Origin of the sequence: Micromonospora yangpuensis (assembly GCF_900091615.1) — a bacterium.
Lineage (GTDB): Bacteria > Actinomycetota > Actinomycetes > Mycobacteriales > Micromonosporaceae > Micromonospora > Micromonospora yangpuensis.
Genome location: NZ_FMIA01000002.1, coordinates 3543301 through 3562031 on the forward strand (window position 1 = coordinate 3543301; position 18731 = coordinate 3562031).

18 protein-coding genes are annotated in these 18731 nt (G+C 74.0%); 5 read left to right on the forward strand and 13 right to left on the reverse strand.

What is annotated here, in order from left to right; translation table 11 throughout:
* Positions 1–14: 14 nt before the first annotated feature.
* From egtB to GA0070617_RS16005, 4 genes are all read right to left on the reverse strand, one after another.
* Positions 15–1355, reverse strand: coding sequence for an ergothioneine biosynthesis protein EgtB (gene egtB / locus GA0070617_RS15990; protein ID WP_175440554.1), 1341 nt, complete (start codon positions 1353–1355; stop codon positions 15–17).
* Entirely contained in the window at positions 1352–2587 is a 1236-nt protein-coding gene (egtA, locus tag GA0070617_RS15995) for an ergothioneine biosynthesis glutamate--cysteine ligase EgtA (RefSeq protein ID WP_091438567.1), read from the reverse strand. The genes egtB and egtA overlap by 4 nt, the downstream gene beginning before the upstream one ends.
* A gap of 230 nt (positions 2588–2817) precedes the next feature.
* Positions 2818–3588 (reverse strand): hypothetical protein, encoded by a 771-nt coding sequence (locus GA0070617_RS30600; RefSeq protein ID WP_175440555.1) that lies wholly within the window; start codon positions 3586–3588, stop codon positions 2818–2820.
* A 16-nt stretch (positions 3589–3604) separates the two neighbouring features.
* Positions 3605–4240 (reverse strand): RNA polymerase sigma factor, encoded by a 636-nt coding sequence (locus tag GA0070617_RS16005; protein WP_091446502.1) that lies wholly within the window; start codon positions 4238–4240, stop codon positions 3605–3607.
* A gap of 557 nt (positions 4241–4797) precedes the next feature.
* On the opposite strand from GA0070617_RS16005, the gene GA0070617_RS16010 reads away from it, so the two are divergent.
* The 3 genes from GA0070617_RS16010 to GA0070617_RS16020 all read left to right on the forward strand — a co-directional run bounded on the left by GA0070617_RS16010 (position 4798) and on the right by GA0070617_RS16020 (position 8202).
* Positions 4798–6192 carry a serine/threonine-protein kinase gene (locus GA0070617_RS16010; protein ID WP_091438576.1) on the forward strand — a complete coding sequence of 465 codons (1395 nt, stop codon included), beginning with the start codon at positions 4798–4800 and terminating at the stop codon, positions 6190–6192.
* Positions 6193–6293: 101 nt separating this feature from the next.
* On the forward strand, positions 6294–7556 hold the full coding sequence (locus GA0070617_RS16015) for a nucleotide sugar dehydrogenase (RefSeq protein WP_091438580.1): 1263 nt from the start codon (positions 6294–6296) through the stop codon (positions 7554–7556).
* 31 nt (positions 7557–7587) lie between these two features.
* Complete coding sequence (locus tag GA0070617_RS16020; RefSeq protein WP_091438583.1) at positions 7588–8202, forward strand: ABC transporter ATP-binding protein; 615 nt, start codon at positions 7588–7590, stop codon at positions 8200–8202.
* Positions 8203–8242: 40 nt separating this feature from the next.
* Here GA0070617_RS16020 and GA0070617_RS16025 read toward each other — a convergent pair whose 3' ends face one another.
* From GA0070617_RS16025 to GA0070617_RS16065, 9 genes are all read right to left on the reverse strand, one after another.
* Positions 8243–8683 (reverse strand): lasso peptide biosynthesis B2 protein, encoded by a 441-nt coding sequence (locus tag GA0070617_RS16025; protein WP_091438587.1) that lies wholly within the window; start codon positions 8681–8683, stop codon positions 8243–8245.
* A 115-nt stretch (positions 8684–8798) separates the two neighbouring features.
* Positions 8799–9800, reverse strand: coding sequence for an amidohydrolase family protein (locus GA0070617_RS16030; RefSeq protein WP_091438590.1), 1002 nt, complete (start codon positions 9798–9800; stop codon positions 8799–8801).
* Positions 9793–10689, reverse strand: a complete 897-nt coding sequence (locus GA0070617_RS16035) for an MBL fold metallo-hydrolase (protein WP_091438593.1) — start codon at positions 10687–10689, stop codon at positions 9793–9795. The genes GA0070617_RS16030 and GA0070617_RS16035 overlap by 8 nt, the downstream gene beginning before the upstream one ends.
* A complete protein-coding gene (locus GA0070617_RS16040; RefSeq protein ID WP_229688349.1) occupies positions 10686–11489 on the reverse strand; it encodes an ABC transporter ATP-binding protein in 804 nt (267 codons plus the stop codon). The genes GA0070617_RS16035 and GA0070617_RS16040 overlap by 4 nt, the downstream gene beginning before the upstream one ends.
* Positions 11486–12292 (reverse strand): ABC transporter permease, encoded by an 807-nt coding sequence (locus tag GA0070617_RS16045; protein ID WP_091438597.1) that lies wholly within the window; start codon positions 12290–12292, stop codon positions 11486–11488. The genes GA0070617_RS16040 and GA0070617_RS16045 overlap by 4 nt, the downstream gene beginning before the upstream one ends.
* Positions 12289–13071: an ABC transporter permease gene (locus tag GA0070617_RS16050; protein ID WP_091438602.1), complete on the reverse strand. Its 783-nt coding sequence runs from the start codon at positions 13069–13071 to the stop codon at positions 12289–12291. Before GA0070617_RS16050 ends, GA0070617_RS16045 begins: the two co-directional genes overlap by 4 nt.
* Positions 13068–14060 (reverse strand): ABC transporter substrate-binding protein, encoded by a 993-nt coding sequence (locus GA0070617_RS16055; protein ID WP_175440556.1) that lies wholly within the window; start codon positions 14058–14060, stop codon positions 13068–13070. Before GA0070617_RS16055 ends, GA0070617_RS16050 begins: the two co-directional genes overlap by 4 nt.
* A gap of 46 nt (positions 14061–14106) precedes the next feature.
* Positions 14107–14832, reverse strand: coding sequence for a class II aldolase/adducin family protein (locus GA0070617_RS16060; protein WP_091438611.1), 726 nt, complete (start codon positions 14830–14832; stop codon positions 14107–14109).
* Between the two features lie 215 nt (positions 14833–15047).
* Positions 15048–15758 (reverse strand): DUF305 domain-containing protein, encoded by a 711-nt coding sequence (locus GA0070617_RS16065; protein ID WP_229688348.1) that lies wholly within the window; start codon positions 15756–15758, stop codon positions 15048–15050.
* Between the two features lie 133 nt (positions 15759–15891).
* Here GA0070617_RS16065 and GA0070617_RS16070 point away from each other — a divergent pair, with 133 nt between their 5' ends.
* Both GA0070617_RS16070 and GA0070617_RS16075 read left to right on the forward strand, forming a co-directional pair.
* A complete protein-coding gene (locus tag GA0070617_RS16070; protein WP_091438613.1) occupies positions 15892–17391 on the forward strand; it encodes an LVIVD repeat-containing protein in 1500 nt (499 codons plus the stop codon).
* A 129-nt stretch (positions 17392–17520) separates the two neighbouring features.
* Positions 17521–18729 carry an SLC13 family permease gene (locus tag GA0070617_RS16075; RefSeq protein ID WP_091438616.1) on the forward strand — a complete coding sequence of 403 codons (1209 nt, stop codon included), beginning with the start codon at positions 17521–17523 and terminating at the stop codon, positions 18727–18729.
* Positions 18730–18731: the final 2 nt, after the last annotated feature.

Sequence of the window (18731 nt, forward strand, 5' to 3'; positions counted from 1 at the left end):
GCGCGGACCGCCGCTCACCCGCGCACCTCGGCGTCCGTGGCGTCCCGGGCACACCGGAAACCGCTGAAGATCTGCCGTCGGATCGGGTAGTCCCAGTTGCGGAAGGTGCCCCGGCAGGCCGCCCGGTCGGTGCCGAACGAACCACCCCGCAGCACCCGGTGGTCCGGTCCGAAGAACACCTGCGAGTATTCCTGGTACGGGAAGGCGGCGAAGCCCGGATACCCCCGGAAGGTCGAGGCGGTCCACTCCCAGACGTCGCCGATCAGCTGGTGCACGCCCAGCGGCGAGGCGCCGGCCGGGTAGGCACCCACCGGCGCCGGCCACAGGTGCCGCTGCCCCAGGTTGGCGTGCTCGGTGGTCGGGTCGGCGTCGCCCCAGGGCCAACGGCGGGAACGCCCGGTCGCCGGGTCCCACCGGGCCGCCTTCTCCCATTCGGCCTCGGTGGGCAGCCGCTTGCCGGCCCAGGTGGCGTAGGCCTGCGCCTCGTGGAAGCTGACGTGCACCACCGGCTCGTCGTCGCGCACCGGCGACCACCGGCCGAAGCGTCGGTACGCCCACCCGCTGCCGTCGGGCCGCCAGTGCAACGGGGCGGTCAAGCCCGCCTCGTGACGGTGCTGCCAGCCGGCCTCGCTCCACCAACGGGGGTCGTCGTACCCGCCGTCGGCGATGAACGCCCGGTACGCCCCGTTGGTCACCGGCGCGGCGTCGATGACGTACGCGGGCAGGTCGACGCGGTGCGCGGGGCGTTCGTTGTCCAACGCCCAGGCGTCGGTGCTGGTACCCATGGTGAACGGCCCGGCGGGCACCAGCACCTCGTCGGCGACCCGGACCCGCGGCTGCGGTGGCGGCGGCGCGGTCAACGCCGGTGCTCCGGCGCGCAGCTGGTGGGTGGCGAGCATGGTCTCGTCGTGCTGCTGCTCGTGCTGCACGATCATGCCGAAGGCGAACCCGTCGGTGACCAACGGACGGTCGGTGAACCGGATCCCGTCCAGCAGGTCGAGGACCTTGTCCCGGACGGTACCCAGGTAGGCGCGGGCCTCGGTGGGGGCCAGCAGCGGCAGGCGGGGCCGGTCCCGGCGGGGCTGTTTGAACGCGTCGTACAACTCGTCGATGTCACACCGGACCGGCTCCCGGCCGCCCACGTCCCGGACCAGCCAGAGCTCCTCCTGGTTGCCCACGTGGGCGAGGTCCCAGACCAGTGGGGACATCAGCGGCGAGTGCTGCCGGGTCAGCTCGTCGTCGTCGACGGCGCTGGTCAGCAGCACGGTCCGGGCCCGGGTGCGGTCCAGTTCCGCGGCGATGCGGTCACGCAGCCGCGCGACGTCCAGGTCGGCGGTGGTCGTCGTCTCGGTCACCGGGGTCCCCTCTCCGCGACGGTGTGCCGCCGCTGGATCGCTCGTTGCATCCGCTGGTGCAGCGCCGCCGGCAGGTCCAGCCGGGGCAGGGCCGTCAGGGCCAGGTCGAACAGGGCGGTCGCCGCCCGGGCCAGTGGCCGGTCACGCAGGCCGTACCGGGCGGCGGCGTGCCAACGGTCGGCCACCGCGGCGCCGGCGACCCGGGCGGCGCGGACCGTGGCCGGATCGGCGAAGAGCGCGGCCAGCACCGTCGCCGGCACCTGCCAGTCCGGGCCCGGCTGGGTGTCCAGGTACCGCAGCTCCAGGTAGCCACGGGGGCGCACCGGTGGGAACAGGGTGCTCAGGTGGTACTCCAGGTCGTCGGTGGTGGGTGGCTGCGGCAACGCGCCGTCGATCCAGTCGGCGAAGGTGACCCCCGCGGGGGGTGTCCAGTCGGGGCCGTCGTGCCGGAGGCAGAGCAGGGGTGCGCCGAGGGCGTACCCGGTCCAGTCCGCCACCGGGTCCGGTCGCGGGTCGTCAGGTGTCCAGGCCGGCCGGGTCCGGGCCGGGTCGATGCCCAGCCAGGCGGCCATCCGGGCCGACGCCCACCCGGTGCGCCGGCCGGCGTGGTCACCGGCGGTGGCGAAGGCGGCCAGCAGCGGCGGCCCCACGGCGTGCGCCGCGGCCCACCGGTCGCCCAGCTCCGCCGGCTCGCCCGCGTCCAGGCAGACCTGCAGGCCGGCGGTGCTGTACATCATGGTGGCCCCGTGCGGGCCGTGGCGGTCGAAGACGCAGCGCATGGCCCGGTAGCGGGGTGTCTCGACGACCGGGCGGGGTGGTCGGTACGGGTCGATGCCGGTGTCACCGAGCATCAACCCGGCGGCGGCGAGCAGGCCACGCACCTGGTCGATGTCGGCGTCCGTGGCGGTGATCAGCGCGCCGACCGAGTCCTGTGGCGCGGTGGATATCTCAAGCTGCCCGCCCGGCTCGACGGTCACGGTGCTGCCGTGCCGGAGCTGTTGGGCGGGGCTGGTCGGATGGATGGTGACGGGGCTGTGGCCCCCCAGTGCCGCCCGTAGCCGCTCCCGGTCGACCGGGCGGGTGGGGTCGGCGGCGTCGTGCACGGTCCATTCCAGTTCGACACCGGTGAATCTCGGTGGCCCGGTCTTGAAACAGATCCGGCCGATGTGCCCGGCGGCGGCCTCCACCTGCCGGATCACCGTCGTGCGGTCCAACCCGGGTGACATCACCACGAGCGGGCCCTCCTCCCCAGCGCTGGTCCGACCTCACCGACCGTTGCCGACCGGAGTGGTCATGGCCCCACCATCTTCTGTCTAGCAGAAGAATTCCGCTGACCCGAGCCGAACCTTTTTCTCCGCCGCGGTCCGCCCGGTCGGTGCGCCGCAGGCCCGCGCGCCGCCGATCCGGGCGCCGCCGATCCGGGCGCCGCCGATCCGGGCGCCGTGGGGTCCGCGGCCGCAGCTCAGTCGTCGGCCGACGCCGAGCGGGTGGGAGAGGGGCTCGCCGACGCGGACCGGGTCGCGGACGGGCTATCCGCCGAGGGGGCCGCGGGGCTGGTCGAGGTCAGCGCCCGGCAGTACTCCTCGACCCGGTCGGCGCCGCCGGCGGCCGTCACCAGGCCGGCGAAGCCGGGGCTCTGCAGCGCCCGTTGCCGTTGCGCGGGTTTCTTGGACAGGTAGGCGTTGCAGTGACCGCGCAGCTGGCCGACGTTACCGGGGGTCACCGACCCGGTCGGGGTGGGCGAGTCGGTCCGGCTGGGCGCGGGGGTCGGCGACGGCGAGGGGGTCGGGGACGCCGGAGGGCGGCTCGGGGTGGGTTCACCCTCCTGGCCCGCCGTCGACGGTGCGGAGGCGGGCTCCGAGACCGGGGCGCTCGGACGGGGCGGCGGTACCGGTGGGTCGTCGCGGCGGTCGATGGTGGCCGCCGCGACAGCCACCCCCGCCGTCGCGGTCGCGGCGAGCGCGGCGAGCCAGGCCACGATCCCGACCCGGCGGGTCCGGCGGCGAGGACCCGTGGCGACCGGGGCGGCATCGCGGGCGGCACGGAAGGCCGCGAGCGCGGCATCCTCCCCGGTCAGCTCGTCGGGACGGGCCGGGGCCGCTGCCGCGGACAGCAACCCGGCCAGTGGGTCACCGGGGCGCGGTGGGTCCCCGGCCCGGGCGGCGTCGAGCAGCCGGTCGGTCTCGGACCGGCTCGCGGGCCGGCCGGACCGGTCAGACCGGCCACCGTTCATCCAGTCTCCCCTCACGTCAACCGTCCGCCGACTCGGCCCGGGAGGCCTCCGGTCGCGGCCGGGAAGCGGTACGTGGGCCCGGCAGCGCCCGCGGGCTGGGAGCTGGTGGGGAGGCCGGCTCGGATCGTTGCAGCAGGGCGGCGAGGCGACGCAGCCCGCGGTGGGCGGCGGTGCGCACCGCCCCCGGACGCCGGCCGAGGACCCGGCCGGCGGTCTCGGCGTCCAGGCCGACCACCGCCCGTAGCAGCACCGCCTCGGCCTCGCGGGGCGGCAGGGTGGCGATCAGCGCCAGCGCGTTCTCGGTGCCGAGGGTCTCACCGACGCGTTGCTCGGTGTCGGCGTCGTCGGCCAGGTCGGTCAGCGCGTGCACCGGCACCGGCAGGGAGGGGCGGCGGCGTTGCCGGCGAAGATGGTCCAGGGCGCGGTTGCGGGCGATGGTGACGGTCCAGGCGCGGAACTCGCCGCCGGCGAAACCGGGCAGGTCGCGGGAGACCTGCAGCCAGGTCTCCGAGGCGACGTCCTCGGCGTCGGCGCCGACCAGCGCGGTGAGGTACCTCAACAGTCCGGGTTGCAGGCTGCGGTACAGGAAACGGAACGCCTCCTCGTCGCCGGCCTGGGCGGCGAGGACCGCCTCGGTGAGCTCGGCGCTCATGACCGGTCCGGTCCCGCCGCCCGGCGGTCCGGGCCGGATCCGGCGACTCGGCGGTCCGGGCCGGATCCGGCCGCCCGTCCCGCGTCGAATCGACCCGGTGTCCGGGCCCACTTCCCCACCATCAGCCCCCCGCTGCCCTGGTCGTGCCCGGCACCGTGCGGACCGGGCGGCGGTGTGCCGGGCGTCTGCCGGGGCGGGTGCCCGTCGGATCCGGTCGTGCCACCGCGTCCTCGGTGGGCCCGGGTCGGGCCAACGGTAGGAGCGGATCGCTGAACGGACAAGGTGGCATGGCTCCGGATGAGAGTGACAAATATCCAGCCGGCTGCGCGGCGAGTCAACGTAACACCAGGTCCGCCGGGGACGCCATCGGCGGTTGCCGTGGGCCGGCGGCTCGGCGCACGGCCGCCCGATGGACAGGTCGGATCACCCTGTGCCGTCGGTTCGTCACCCGCCGGGCGGTATCGTTCGGTAAGGTCGGCACCGCAGGCGCACCGACAGACGTCGGCGGCCACCCTTGCGGGTGCGCCGCCGTCAGCCGCTGTGGGTACCGTAGGGCCGTGTTGTCTTCGGAGGTCGTACTCAGCGGTCGCTACCGGCTGGACGAACGCGTCGCCACCGGCGGTATGGGTGATGTCTGGCTCGCGACGGACGTGGTGCTCGGCCGGCAGGTCGCGGTCAAGGTCCTGCTGCCCGCGCTGGTGTCCGACCCGGACTTCATCGCCCGGTTCCGGGCCGAGGCCCGGATCATGGCCGCGTTGCGCCACCCCGGCATCGTGCAGGTCTACGACGTCGGCGAGGACCGGCTCGACGACGGTGGCCGGGCCGACTACCTGGTGATGGAGTTCGTCGAGGGCCAGCCGTTGTCCAAGCGGATCGAGGCCGCCGGTCGACTCGACGTCGCCGAGACGATGTCGGTGGTCAGCCAGGCCGGCCAGGCCCTGCACGCCGCGCACAACGGCGGGATCGTGCACCGCGACGTCAAGCCGAGCAACCTGCTGGTCCAGGCCGACGGCACGGTCGTGCTCGTCGACTTCGGAGTGGCCCGCTCGACCAACGTGACCAGCATCACCAGCACCAACGCGGTGCCCGGCACCGCCCTGTACATGGCCCCCGAGCAGGCGGCGGGCCGGCCGGTCACCGGCGCGACCGACATCTACGCCCTCGGCGCCGTCGCCTACTGCTGCCTCACCGGCGGCCCGCCGTTCACCGGCGACAACCCGCTCCAGGTGGCCGTGCGGCACCTCGACGACGAGCCACCTCCGCTGCCCGAGGAGATCCCGGCGGCGGTCCGCGCGCTGGTGACCCGGGCCCTGGCCAAGGACCCGGCGGACCGGTTCGACACCGGCGCCCAGATGGCCGAGGCGGCCCGGGCCGCGTTGGCCGGCGACGCGGCGGCCACGGCGGTGGTCGCGGCACCGGTGCGGCTGCGGGGTTCCACCGGGCCGGGCACCCGGGCCGAACGCCCGGTCGGCGCGGCGGTGGCCACCGGTGGCGCCCACAGCCGCCGGGGCACCCTGATCGGCGCGGCCGTGGCCGTCCTGGTCGCGCTGGGTGCGCTCGGCGCGGCACTGGGCGCGACCGGCGGCAACCGCGACGAGTCGCCCCGCGGGGTGGAGATCCAGGACACCGCACCCGCCGTGGTGCCCAGCAGCGCGCCGGAGCAGAGCACCGCCACCCAGGCGCCCACCACCGGCGGGGACCGGCCGGTCCGGCCCGCCGAGCCGACCGGCCGGGAATCAGCCGAGCCCAGCCCGTCGGCCGAGCCCAGCCCGTCGGCGGAGCCGGAGCCGGAGCCGAGCCAGCTCCCCACCCGCCCGCCGACCAGCTCGTCGGCGCCGTCGTCGCCTCCGCCGGCCCCGACCGAGGAGCCGCCGGCACCGTCCACGACACCGCCGACCAACGATCCGCCGCCGACCAACGACTCCGGTGCGGGCTCCGGCGGGGGCGAGTGACCACCCCACCAGCCTCAATAACCCCAAAACCGACATAGGATCATCGACGCCGCTCTAGTGTGAAAAGCAGGATGCTTCACTCCTGCTGCCGGAGGGCTCGGATGAACGCGGACAAGCTGGTCGTCATCGGCCAGGGCTACGTGGGCCTGCCCCTGGCCATGCGGGCCGTCGAGGCGGGGTTGGACGTGGTGGGCCTCGACGTCGACGCCGGTCGGATCAAGCGGCTCACCGTCGGCGAGTCGTTCGTCGAGGACGTCGGTGCCGACCGGCTGGGCCGGGCGCTGTCCAGCGGCCGGTACCACCCGAGCACCGAGTACGCCGACGCCGAGGGCTTCGACATCTGCGTGATCACCGTGCCGACGCCGCTGCGCGACGGCACCCCGGACCTGAGCTTCGTGGAACAGGCAGGCCTCGGCATCGGCCCGTACGTCCGACGCGGCTGCACCGTGGTGCTGGAGTCGACGACGTACCCCGGCACCACCGACGAACTGCTGCGTCCACTGCTGGAGACAGCCAGCGGGCTGCACAGCCCCGGCGACTTCCACCTCGGCTACAGCCCGGAGCGCATCGACCCGGGCAACCCGGTGTGGCGGCTGGAGAACACCCCGAAGGTGGTCTCCGGCCTCGACGACGCGGCGCTGCACCGGGTGGACGAGTTCTACCGGCGGCTGGTGGAGCGCACCGTGCCGGTGGGCTCCACCCGGGTGGCCGAGCTGACCAAGCTGATCGAGAACACCTTCCGGCAGGTGAACATCGCGCTGATCAACGAGCTGACGATGCTGTCGCACCCGCTGGACGTCGACGTCTGGCAGGCCATCGAGGCCGCCGGCACCAAGCCGTTCGGGTTCATGTCGTTCCAGCCCGGCCCGGGGGTGGGCGGGCACTGCCTGCCCATCGACCCCTGCTACCTGTCCTGGCAGGTACGCCGGAAACTGGGTAGGCAGTTCCGCTTCATCGAGCTGGCCAACGACATCAACCACGAGATGCCCGAGCACGTCGCCCAACGGGTGATGACCGGACTGAACCGGACCGGCCGGGCGGTCAGCGGAGCCCGGCTGCTGCTGCTCGGGTTGGCGTACAAGAAGAACACGGGTGACCTGCGCGACTCCCCCGCCGTCGAGGTGGCCCGCCGGCTGCGGGCGCTCGGCGCGCAGGTGCACGCGGTGGAGCCGTACGCCGAGGCGCACCTGCTGCCCGACGGGGTGGTCGTGGTGGAGCTGACCGAGCAGGAGCTGCGCCAGGCCGACGCGGTGGTGGTGGTCACCGACCACGACAGCATCGACTACGACCTGGTCACCCGGCACGCCCGGTACGTCTTCGACACCCGCAACCGCTGCCACGGCCCGACGGTCGAGCGGCTCTGAACCCCCGCACCGGCACCGGAGGCGTCAGCTCATGCTCGATCTGCGGCAGGCCGCCCGACGTTTCGGCCGCCGGTGGGTGTTCGACGGGCTCGACCTGTCGGTGCCGGCCGGCACCCAACTGTTCCTGAGCGGGCCGAACGGGGCCGGCAAGACCACCCTGCTGCGGTGTCTGTCCGGGACGCTCGCGCTGAGCGCCGGGCGGGCCACCGTCGCCGGTCACCCGGTCGGATCGTTGGCCGCCCGGCGGCTCACCGGTGTCTGCCTCGCCCCGGAACAGGGTCTCTACGGCACGCTCACCGCCCGGGACAACCTCGCCCTGGTGGCTCGGCTCCGGTTGCCCTGGCGGGCGGCCCGCACCGCGGTGGCCCGGGTGGAGGAGGAGCTGGACATCACCGGTTACGCCACCGTCCCGGCGGGGCGCTGTTCGGCCGGCATGCGGGCCCGGGTGAGCATCGCCCGGGCCCTGTTGGGCGAACCCGCCCTGCTGATCCTCGACGAGCCCGACCGGTCGCTGGACGAGGGGTCCCGCGAACGGCTCTGGCAGGCCCTGGCCCATCGCACCGGGACGACCTGCGTGATCGCCTCCCACCACCGGGCCCACCGGGGCCCACGCCAGCAGGATCTCGTCCTGACCGGCCACCGATGACCGAACCCGGACCGGGGCTGATCGGGCGCCTACCGCCCGGTCAGGGTTCCCCGGCGGCGGCGAGCCAGGCCGGCGGGGCGGGGCGGCGCAGGATCTCGGTCATCGCCGCCGCCTCGCCGTCGGGTTCCCCGTCCAGCCAGGCGTGGGCGTGGAAGCCCGTGCTCGGCGCGGTCACCCCGATCACCACCGTACGGGCGATGCGCTGACCGCCGTACCAGCGTTGCAGGACCAGCGACCGCTCCAGGCAGTTGGCCTCGCTGCGACGCAGCGCGCCGAGCAGCACCGTCCGCTGCCCGGCGGCTCCGGGCGGCGGCGCCGGCAGGTGGACCTCGGCCATCGTCCGGCGGACGAGCTGCCGCCGGACCAGCCGCACCGACCGGACGGCCCAGAGCGCGGTACGCACCGCCGGCATCCCGCCCCGACGATGCATCCGCAGCACCGCCCCGGGTGTCCGCACCATGCGGCGGACCAGGTCAGTCACGACCGGACCATCGGATCAGCTGTCGTACCGGGCACAGCGCGCAGAGCGTCCTAGGCAGCTGGGTCAGTCCGCACCCGGACCGCCCGCTGCCTGGCGCCACCTGTTCCACGCTGGTTCAACGAGTGGAGGACCGTTTCGGCTCGGTCACCGCCGGGCCGACCGGATGCCGGCGGAGCAGGGCGGCTGCCGTCCGGTGGGTGATCTGGTGGTGTTGCGCCGTGGTGAGGCCGGCGCGGGTGAGGGCGTCGACGACCCGGGTACGGTCGGCCGGGCGGTCGGGCACCGGCCAGTCACTGCCGGCCACCACGTGATCCGCGCCGAGCAGCTCCACGGCGAACCGGATCGCCGCCGGGGCGAAGCCCATCGTGTCGACGTACACGTGCCAGCGCTCCGTCGGCGCGACCCCGGCGGCGATCCGTTCCACGGCGTCGGAGCCGGCCGCCAGGTGCAGGCCGGCGGCGCCGAGCATCGGGAAGACCACCCGTAGACCGGGTACCGCGTCGAGGGTGCCGGCCCCCAGCAGCGCCAGCAGGCTCGCCGAGACGGCCGTACCCCGGGCCAGGGAGGTGCCGGGGCGGCCGAGCGGGCGCAGGTCGGCGGCGAGCGCGGCGGGGCTGACCGGGTGGACGAAGACCACCAGCCCGGCCTCGGCGGCGGCCTCCAGGGTGGGCCGGCACCGCGGATCGTCCAGGTAGCGGCCCTGGTGGGCGCAGTCGACCACGATCCCGCCGAGCCCGGCGGCGACGGCGTCGGCCACGGTACGGGCCCCGGCCCGTCCGGCGTAGGCGTCGACGGTGGCCAACCCGGCGAACCGGTCGGGGTTCGCGGCGACCACCTCGGCCAGGTGGTCGTTGAGCACGCCGACGGTCCGCGGGGTGATCGTCGTACCGTCGGGGGTGACCATCGCCGGTGGGGCGCTGAGCACCCGGCGGGTGATGCCGAGGCGGTCCATCCCGGTAAGCGTCGCCCCGACGTCGCCGACGGCCCGGGCCACCCGCCGCCAGGAACGGCGCAACTCGTCGCCGGCGCCGACCGGCACCACGGCCGGTACGCCCGGGGCCACGTGGTGGCTGTGGAAGTCGACAACCGGCACCGGTCCGGTCCCGGTCTCAGCCATCGGTGTGGAACACGTACCGGAAGGCGTCGCCGTCGCGGACGACCCGGCCGGCGGTGGGGACCGGGAAGTGGGCGGGGATGAGGATCGTCGCGGTGTCGGCGATCGAGTCGAGCAGCGCCCGACGCTGCGCGGCGGACCCGTGGCCGTCCACACAGTACCGGGTGCTCCACTCCGGGTGGGCCAGCTGCACGGCGTGGTGGATGCCGTCGCCGGCGTAGACGGCCCGTTCGCCCCGCGAGGCGATCTCGACGAAGAGGTTGCCCGGGGTGTGCCCGAAGGCCGGCACGAGGCGTACCTCGGGGGTGAGGGTGAGGTCGGGGGCGACGAAGTCGAGGACTCCGGCGGTGTGCAGCGGCAGGACGCTGTCGGCGACGTAGTCGCCGGTGCGCTCCAGGCCCGCCCGCCCGCCGGGGCCGGTCCAGAAGTCGAACTCCTGTCGGGTCAGCAGGTAGCGGGCGTTGCGGAAGGACGGCACCCAGCCGTCGCCGTCGGCGGTGGTGGCGAAGCCGACGTGGTCGACGTGCAGGTGGGTCAGGACGACGGTGTCGACGTCGTCGGGGGTCAGGCCGAGCCGGGAGAAGTTGTCCCAGAAGGGCCGTTGTCGCAGGTGGAAGCCGGGCGAGGTGCGGACCTTGCCGTTGCCGCCACCGGTGTCCAGCAGGATCACCCGGTCGCCGGTCAGCACCAGCAGGGGCTGGATGTTGAGCACGATCTGCCCGGTGGCGGCGTCCACGTGCGGTGGCTGCAGGTACCACGCGTCGGCCGGTTGGGGGTCCTCGTCGAGCTGCGGGAAGAACACGTGGGGCGCGGCGAGGTAGCGGGGCTCCTCGACCAGCGGGTGGATGGTGACGTCGCCGATCCGGATCGGGGCGGGCACGTCGAGGCTCATCGGGGTTCTCCTGGTTCGGGTACGCTCTCCGCGGCGACGAGCCGGAACACCTCGCTGCGCAGCGCGGCGAAGCGGGCGTCGGCGCGGGTGGTGGGCTGGTCGCGCTCGGTGGGCAGGTCGACGGTGAGGTCGGCGCGGATGGTGGCCGGCGCCCGGCTGAGCACGAGCACCCGCTCACCGAGGTAGACCGACTCGTCGATGTCGTGGGTGACGAACAGCACGGTGATGCCCAGCCGCTGCCAGAGGGCCCGGACCAGGTCCTCCAGGTCGGCGCGGGTCTGGGCGTCGACCGCGGCGAACGGCTCGTCCATCAGCAGGACCCGGGGTTCGCCGACGAGCGCCCGGGCGATCGCCACCCGCTGCTGCATCCCGCCGGAGAGCTGCCAGGGATAGGCGCGGGCGGCGTCGGCCAGCCCGACGGAGGTCAGCGCCGCCTCGGCCCGCCGGTGCCGCTGCGCGCGGGACAGCCGGCGGGGCAGCAACGGCAGGGCCACGTTGTCCCGGACGGTCTTCCACGGGTAGAGGCTGCGACCGTACTCCTGGAAGACCACGGCGAGCCCGGGCACCGGTCCGGTGACGGCGACCCCGTCGAGCAGGACCTGGCCGGCGGTCGGTGGGAGCAGTCCGGAGACCATCTTGAGCAGGGTGGACTTGCCGCCGCCGGAGGGGCCCACCACGCAGACGAACTCGCCGGCGGCCACGTCGAGGGTGAGCCCGTCGACGGCGACCACCGGCCGGGTGGACGAGGGGTAGACCTTGCGCAGCCGGTCGACGCGCAGCAGCGGCCCGGCGGCGGTCACGACGGGCTCCCGGTGGCCCGGCGCACCCCGTGGTGCCAGGCCAGCACCCGGCGTTCGACGACCTCGAGGGCCTTGGCGAGCAGGAAACCGAGCAGACCCAGGAAGATCATTCCACTCCACATCTCGGGCAGGGCGAAGCTGCGTTGGAAGCGCACCACCGCGTGGCCGAGGCCGTCGGTGCTGACCACCATCTCGCTGACCACCATGAGGATGATCCCGATGCCGAGGGCCTGCCGGATGCCGGCGGCGATCTGCGGGGACGCCGAGGGCAGCACCAGGTGACCGAAGGTGGCCGTGCGGGACAGCCCGCAGACCCGGGCGGCGTCGAGCTGGAGCTGGTCGGTGCCGCGTACCCCGTCGACGGTGTTGAGCAGCACCGGCCAGAGGCAGCCGAACGCGATCACGGCGATCTTCATGGCGTCGCCGACGCCGACGAGCACCAGCAGCACCGGCACCAGGACCGGGGAGGGCAGCGCGCGGAAGAACGCCAGTGCGGGCTCCAGCAGCGTGCGCAACACCCGCGAGGAGCCGACGAGCAGTCCGGCGCCGACCCCGACCAGCACCGCGAGCAGCAGCCCGAGGGCGAAGCGACGCAGGCTGGGCAGGACGTCGAGCAGGAACCGGTCGGAGAACCAGACCCGCCCGAAGGCATCCAGGACGGTCGACAGCGGCGGGTAGAACGGGTTGGTGCTGCCGGCGCTGGCCACCCACCACAGGGCCACCAGGAACACCGGCAGGCCGAGGGCGGTCAGCAGCCGACCGGCCCGGTGCCGCAGCGGGTGCCCCGAGGGTGTCGCGGTCATCCGGTGGCCACCTCCCGACGTACCGAGACGTGCCAGTGCAGCAGCCGACGCTCGGCCAGCCGGACCAGCGCGTTCACGCCGACGCCGAGGACCCCGGTGACCAGGATCAGGCCGTACATGCCGGGGATGTCGGCACCGGCCTGGGCGAGCCAGATCTCCCGACCCAGTCCCGGGGAGCCGATCACCAGACCGGCGGTGACGGTGAGCACCAACGCCACCGACGCGGCCAGCCGCAACCCGGTGACCAGGTACGGCAGCACGGTGGGCCAGACCAGGTGGCGCAGTTGGGCGAGGCGTCCCAGGCCGGCCGAGCGCGCCGCGTCGCGGGCGACCGGATCGACGTCGCGGACCCCGTAGAGCACCTGGATCAGCACCAGCCAGAAGCAGGCGTAGCCGACCAGGAAGAGGGTGGCGCCGAGGCCGGCACCGGCGAGCAGCACCACCAGCGGGATGAAGACCACCGACGGGATCGGGCGGAGGAAGTCGATGGTGGAGGCGGTGGCGGCCCGCAGCACGTCGATCGACCCGACGACCAGGCCCACGGCTACCGCCGCGACGACGGCGAGCAGCAGTCCGAGCGACCACCCTGCGACGGTGGCGCCGACGGTGCGCCACAGCTGCGGCCCGCCGGCCCGCTCGGCGAGTGCGGCGACGACGGTGCTCAGCGGCGGCAGGTGCTCGCCGGAGACCAGGCCGGCGCGGGGCACGACCTCGAAGGCGACCGCGAGACCGGCCGCGCCGAGCAGACCGCGCAGCCGGTCGGCACGCGCGGCACTCACGGCAGTACGAGCGCGGAGAGGTCGGGCTTGGTGGTGATCACCTTGTCCCGCAGGGCGTAGTCGGCGAGCTTGTCGAGCGCGTCCACGCTCACCTCGTCCTGCCAACCGGTGATGGTGATCTTCGCGGCGAGTTCGGGCTTGATGGTGGTGAAGGTGGGGATGATCTCCCGGACCGCGGCCTCGTTGTCCCGGGCGTGGGCGAAGGACTCCCGTACCGCGCTGCGGAAGTCCCGCACCAGCTCCGGGTTCTTCTCGGCGAACGCGCCGGAGGTGAAGTACGCCGAGACGGTCAGGTCGTCGGCGAGGTCGCTGAAGCCCCAGCCGATCTCCTTCGCCCCCTGGCTCTTGGCCAGGGTGAGGAACGGCTCGACCAGCCAGGCGGCGTCGACCTTCCCGGCGGCGAGCGCGGCCGGCGCGTCGGGGAAGGGCAGTTCGAGCAGCTTGACGCTGGACTCGTCGCCGCCGTCGGCGCGTACCGCCTCGCGGGCGGCCGCGGCGGCGATGTTGGTCAGGCTGTTCGCCGAGACGGTCCGCCCGGCGAGCTGCCGGGGCCGGTCGATGCCGCTGTCGGCGGCGACCACCAGGGCGCCGTAGTCCTTGCCCGCGCCGCGCTGGCCGGTGGAGGCCGAGGCGGGCACGATCGCCTTGACGTCCAGGCCCTGCGAGGTGGCGGCGACCAGCGTGGTGAGGTCACCGGTGGCGATGTCGACCTTGCCGGCCAGCACCGACGGGACCGAGAGCAGGTCGGCGTTGGTGGTGTCCCACTCCAGCGCGATCCGGTGTTTGGCGAAGATGCCCTGCTTCTCCCCCACGTAGAGCGCGGAGAGGTGGGACAGCGGCGAGGAGGCGATCCGCAGGGTCCGTACCCCGTCGGCGTCGGCGGCGGCGGTCGCGCCGGCCCCGTCGGCCGACCCGCAGCCGGCGGCCGCCAGGGCGAGCAGGCCGGCGAGCAGTCCGGCGGTACGGCGGCGGGCGGTGGTGCTGTTCATGGTGGGTGTCTCCAGTACGGGTGAGGGGTAGGGGTCTGGTCGGGGATCAGAAGGCGAGCGGCTTCTCGTGCCGTGCGGCGGCCGGCAGGTCGGCCGGGCCACCGAGGGCGGTCGAGGCCAGGGTGGAGACCGCCGCCTCCTCGATGGCGACCACCAGCCGCGCGGCATGTCCGGCGTCGGTGCCGGCCACCAGCAGGCCGTGGTTGGCCAGCAGGACCGCCTGGGTACGCGGGTGCCGGGCGAAGGTGTCGACGATGCCCTGGACCGCCTCGGCACTGCCGCGGGGTCCCCAGGGCGCCACCGGCACGTCCACCGGCTGCCCGTGGACGATCAGTGCCTCGTAGCGGGCCGGTAACGGGGTGGCCGCGATGGCGTACCCGGTGGCCTGCGGCGAGTGGGTGTGGATGATCGCGCCGACGTCCGGACGCAGCCGGTAGACCTCGGTGTGCATCCGGGTGATGCCGGCGGTGAACCGACCCGGTTCACCGAGGACCACCCGGCCGTCGAGGTCGACCACCACCACGTCGGAGCTGATCACCCGCTGCCCGGCGGTCGGGTCACCGGCGGCCGGGGTGACCAGCAGGTCACCCCGGTTGAGCACGACGTGCTCCGGGGAGGCGGCGAGCCGGACGCTGATGTTGCCGTGCCCGCTGTGGGACATCACCCCGGCGGCGAAGAGGGTACGGACGGCGCGGACCAGGTCCGCTCGGGCCCGGTCGACGTCGGTGAGGTCGAAGGTGGTGTCGCCGGGCGACGGCTGCTCCACGGACATGCTTGGCCTTCCCTGCCGGTTCCCCGTACGCGCGTCGGCGCACCGGTCACTGTCGGTGATCGGCGCAGGTCGGCGGCCGATCTCACCGAGGAGGCTAACCCATAAAACCTATCTACTAAATAGGGATTGAAAGTGAGGTGGATCATCTACCAACCGCGCTGACCTGGGCTGGAAGGAGGATTGACGGCGCAGCCGACGGCCGACCGCCGTGCGGATCAGTCGTCGAGCAGCTCGCCCATCCGGACGATCTCGACGCGCTGCTCGGCGACGACCGCGTCGGCGAACTCGCGCAGGGTCCGGTCCACACCGACCCTGAGCAGGTCGCGGGCCATCTCGACGGCCCCCCGGTGGTGCGCACCCATCATCTGCACGAACAACCGGTCGAAGTCCGCGCCCCGGGCGTCGGCGAGCCGCCGCAGCGCCGCCGCCGACTGCATGCCCCGCATCGTGGCGTGGTCGTGCCCGGCCACCTCCCGAGGTAGACCCCGGGCGTCCAGCCAGCTCTCCAGCACCCCGATCTCCGGCCCCTGGGCGCTGCGGACCCGCTCGGCCAGGGCCCGCACCCGCGGGTCGGCCGCCCGCTGCGGGGCCAGCGCGGCCATCTCCAGGGCCTGGCCGTGGTGCGGGATCATCATCCGGACGAACCAGACGTCCAGCGCGGTGTAGCGGGGAGTCGCCGCGTCCCGCAGGGCCGAGCCGTCCATCGTGGCGGCCGGCCCACCGGGCAGACCGGGCACGATCACGGGCCGGTCCCCGCCGGCCGGTGGCGGTGGGCTGACCGACGGCGGGGTGCCGGCCGCCGTGCCGGACGCCGCGCCGGACGGGGCGGTGCCGACGGGTGCCGGTGGCCGGCGCAGGGCCACGAACGCGACCAGCAGCAGGACCGCGAGGACGGCCACCAGCGCCCCGGTACGTCGAGCGGTCACCCGCACCCCTCCCGTCGGGGCCACCACGGACGGAGCCGGTGTCGCACAGTCCGTAACGCGGAGGACACCACATCGATGGCTATGATAGATATGGTGACGATACCGCCACACTCCGCATCGAAGGGTGTCGTCGATGAGCAGATCCTCCCCGCCTCGCCTCCGCCAGCTCCGCGTGACCGGCGCGGCCGCCGCCGGGCTCCTGCTGGCCGCCCTGCTCGCCGTCGCACCGGGCGGCGCCACCCCGGGCAGTGCCGCACCGGGCGGTGCCGCGCTCAGCGGCGCCACCCCGGGCCGGGTCACCGGCGCGTCGACGGCGGTACCGGCGGCCGTCCCCGGCGTCGACGAGATCTCCAGCAGCCCCAACCTGCGCCAGGTGGCAAACCTGCCCAAGCAGGCGCCGTTCGACACCACCTCCGCCCTCGGCACCGACATCGCCTTCCAGGGTCGGTACGCGTTCGTCGGCAACTACCAGGGCTTCGTCATCTACGACATCGCCCGGCCCAGCGCGCCGACGATCGTCTCCCAGGTGCACTGCCCCGGCTCGCAGAACGACATCTCCATCTACGGTGACCTGCTCTTCCTCTCCACCGACGAGGGACGCAGCGACGCCAGCTGCGCCAGCGCGCCGTTGCCCGCGACCGAGCCGCAGTCCTGGGAGGGCATCAAGATCTTCGACATCAGCGACAAGGCCACCCCGCGCTACCTCAAGGCCGTCGAGACCGCCTGCGGCTCGCACACCCACACCCTGGTCCCGGCGCGCGACCGGAGGTCGGTCTACCTCTACGTCTCGTCGTACCGGCCCCGGGAGGACTACCCGGACTGCCGGCCGCCGCACGACTCGATCTCCATCGTGCGGGTGCCGCTGCGCACGCCCACCGACGCCGCCGTGGTGGCCACGCCGAACCTCTTCCCCGACGGTGGCAACCCCGCCGGCGGATACTCCGCCGAGACCAGCGGCTGCCACGACATCACGGCGTACCCGGCGAAGAACCTGGCCGCCGGCGCCTGCATGGGTGACGGGGTGCTGCTGGACATCACCCGGCCGGAGGCCCCCCGGGTGATCAACCGGGTCCGGGACACCGAGAACTTCGCCTTCTGGCACTCGGCCACGTTCAACAACGCCGGCACCAAGGTCGTCTTCACCGACGAGCTGGGTGGCGGCGGGGGTGCCACCTGCAACGAGGCCATCGGGCCACAGCGGGGTGCCAACGCCATCTACGACCTCACCGGCCGGGGCGACGCCCGCAAACTCGTCTTCCGCAGCTACTACAAGATCCCCCGGGTCAACACCGACACCGAGAACTGCGTGGCCCACAACGGCTCGCTGGTGCCGGTCCTCGGACGCGACGTCATGGTCCAGGCGTGGTACCAGGGTGGCGTCTCGGTCTGGGACTTCACCGACTCGACCCGGCCGACGGAGATCGCCTTCTGGGAGCGCGGCCCGCTGTCGGAGACCCAGCGGATCACCGGCGGGGCCTGGTCGACGTACTACTACAACGGGTACATCTACTCCAGCGACATCCAGAAGGGACTTGACGTGCTGGAGCTGCGCGACTGGCGTACCTGGTCGGCCCACCTGACCCGGTACGACGAGTTCAACGCGCAGACCCAGCCGACGTACCTGAGCTGGTAGTCGGCGCGGCGGGTGACCCGGGGCCGGGCACCCGCCGCGACCGCGCCGGCCGGCGGTCCGCCGCGGTCAACGCCGTCACCGGTGGGTCGCCGACGGGCCGTCCGACGGCACCTGCAAGGATCGTCGGACGTGAAGGTCACCGGCGGTACCCCATCCGCCACCGCTGGTCGTGTCCGCCCGCACCCGCTGGACCTGGTGGCGATCGTGCTCGCCGTCGCCGGCGCCGGGTGTGTGCTGTCCGGGTTGCTGCCCCACGCCGAGGCCACCGCGACCGTGCGGCGGATCCTGCCGCTGCTGCTGTTCCTGGCCACCGTGGTGGTGCTGGCCGAGCTGACCGCGGCGGCCGGGGTCTTCGACGTGCTGGCCACCCGACTGGCCATCGCCGCCCGGGGTGACCGTCGGACGCTCTTCCTGCTCTGTGTCGGCTTCGCTGCGGTCACCACCGTCCTGCTCAACCTGGACACCACGGCGGTGCTGCTCACCCCGGTGTTGCTGGCCCTGGCCCGCCGGATCGGGGCGGCGCCCCTGCCGCTGGCGGTGACCACCGTCTGGCTGGCCAACACCGCCAGCCTGCTGTTGCCGGTGTCCAACCTGACGAACCTGCTCGCCGCCGACCGACTCGACCTGACCCCGCTGGCGTACGCGTCCCGGATGTGGGCCCCGCAGCTCGCCGCGATCGCGGTCACCGCGGTCCTGCTCTGGTGCTGGTACTGGCGCACCGCTCCCCGCCGGTTCGACGTCCCGGCTTCGCCGGTGATTCCCGACCGCCCGCTGTACCGGATGACGGTGCTGGGCTGTCTGCTCTTCGTGGCCGGCATCGTCACCGGGGTGGAGATCGGGATCGCCTCGGCGGTGGCCGCCGCCGTGGTGCTGGCCGCCTTCGGCGTCCGGTCCCGGGCCACCCTGCGTCCGGCGCTGCTGCCGTGGCGGCTGCTGCTGCTGGTGACCGGGCTGTTCCTGGTCGTGCAGACCCTCGGCCGGGCCGGTCTGGACGACGTGGTGGGCGCCCTGGTCGGCGCCGGCGGCTCGGCGGCGGCGACGGTACGCGCCGGTGGTACCGGGGCGCTGCTGGCCAACCTGGTGAACAACCTGCCGGCGTACCTGGCCGGGGAGGCGGCGATCGCCGCCGACGACCACACCCGTCTGCTGGCGTTGCTGATCGGCACGAACGTGGGCGCGTTGGCGGCACCGTGGGCGTCGCTGGCCACCCTGCTCTGGTATGAGCGGTGCCGGGCCGCCGGGGTACGGGTGCCGCTGCTGCGGTTCGTGGCGGCCAGTGCGACCGTGGCGGTCACCGGCACCCTGGCCGCCCTCGGCGCGCTGGTGCTGACCGGCTGACG

What these genes read in the sequence shown, in the direction of transcription:
- GA0070617_RS16020 (WP_091438583.1), top strand. Translation starts at nt 7,588, where the DNA reads ATGCTCGATCTGCGGCAGGCCGCCCGACGTTTCGGCCGCCGGTGGGTG.
- GA0070617_RS30600 (WP_175440555.1), bottom strand. Translation starts at nt 3,588, where the DNA reads ATGAACGGTGGCCGGTCTGACCGGTCCGGCCGGCCCGCGAGCCGGTCC.
- GA0070617_RS16015 (WP_091438580.1), top strand. Translation starts at nt 6,294, where the DNA reads ATGAACGCGGACAAGCTGGTCGTCATCGGCCAGGGCTACGTGGGCCTG.
- GA0070617_RS16035 (WP_091438593.1), bottom strand. Translation starts at nt 10,689, where the DNA reads ATGAGCCTCGACGTGCCCGCCCCGATCCGGATCGGCGACGTCACCATC.
- GA0070617_RS16060 (WP_091438611.1), bottom strand. Translation starts at nt 14,832, where the DNA reads ATGTCCGTGGAGCAGCCGTCGCCCGGCGACACCACCTTCGACCTCACC.
- GA0070617_RS16005 (WP_091446502.1), bottom strand. Translation starts at nt 4,240, where the DNA reads ATGAGCGCCGAGCTCACCGAGGCGGTCCTCGCCGCCCAGGCCGGCGAC.
- GA0070617_RS16070 (WP_091438613.1), top strand. Translation starts at nt 15,892, where the DNA reads ATGAGCAGATCCTCCCCGCCTCGCCTCCGCCAGCTCCGCGTGACCGGC.
- GA0070617_RS16045 (WP_091438597.1), bottom strand. Translation starts at nt 12,292, where the DNA reads ATGACCGCGACACCCTCGGGGCACCCGCTGCGGCACCGGGCCGGTCGG.
- GA0070617_RS16055 (WP_175440556.1), bottom strand. Translation starts at nt 14,060, where the DNA reads ATGAACAGCACCACCGCCCGCCGCCGTACCGCCGGACTGCTCGCCGGC.
- GA0070617_RS16030 (WP_091438590.1), bottom strand. Translation starts at nt 9,800, where the DNA reads ATGGCTGAGACCGGGACCGGACCGGTGCCGGTTGTCGACTTCCACAGC.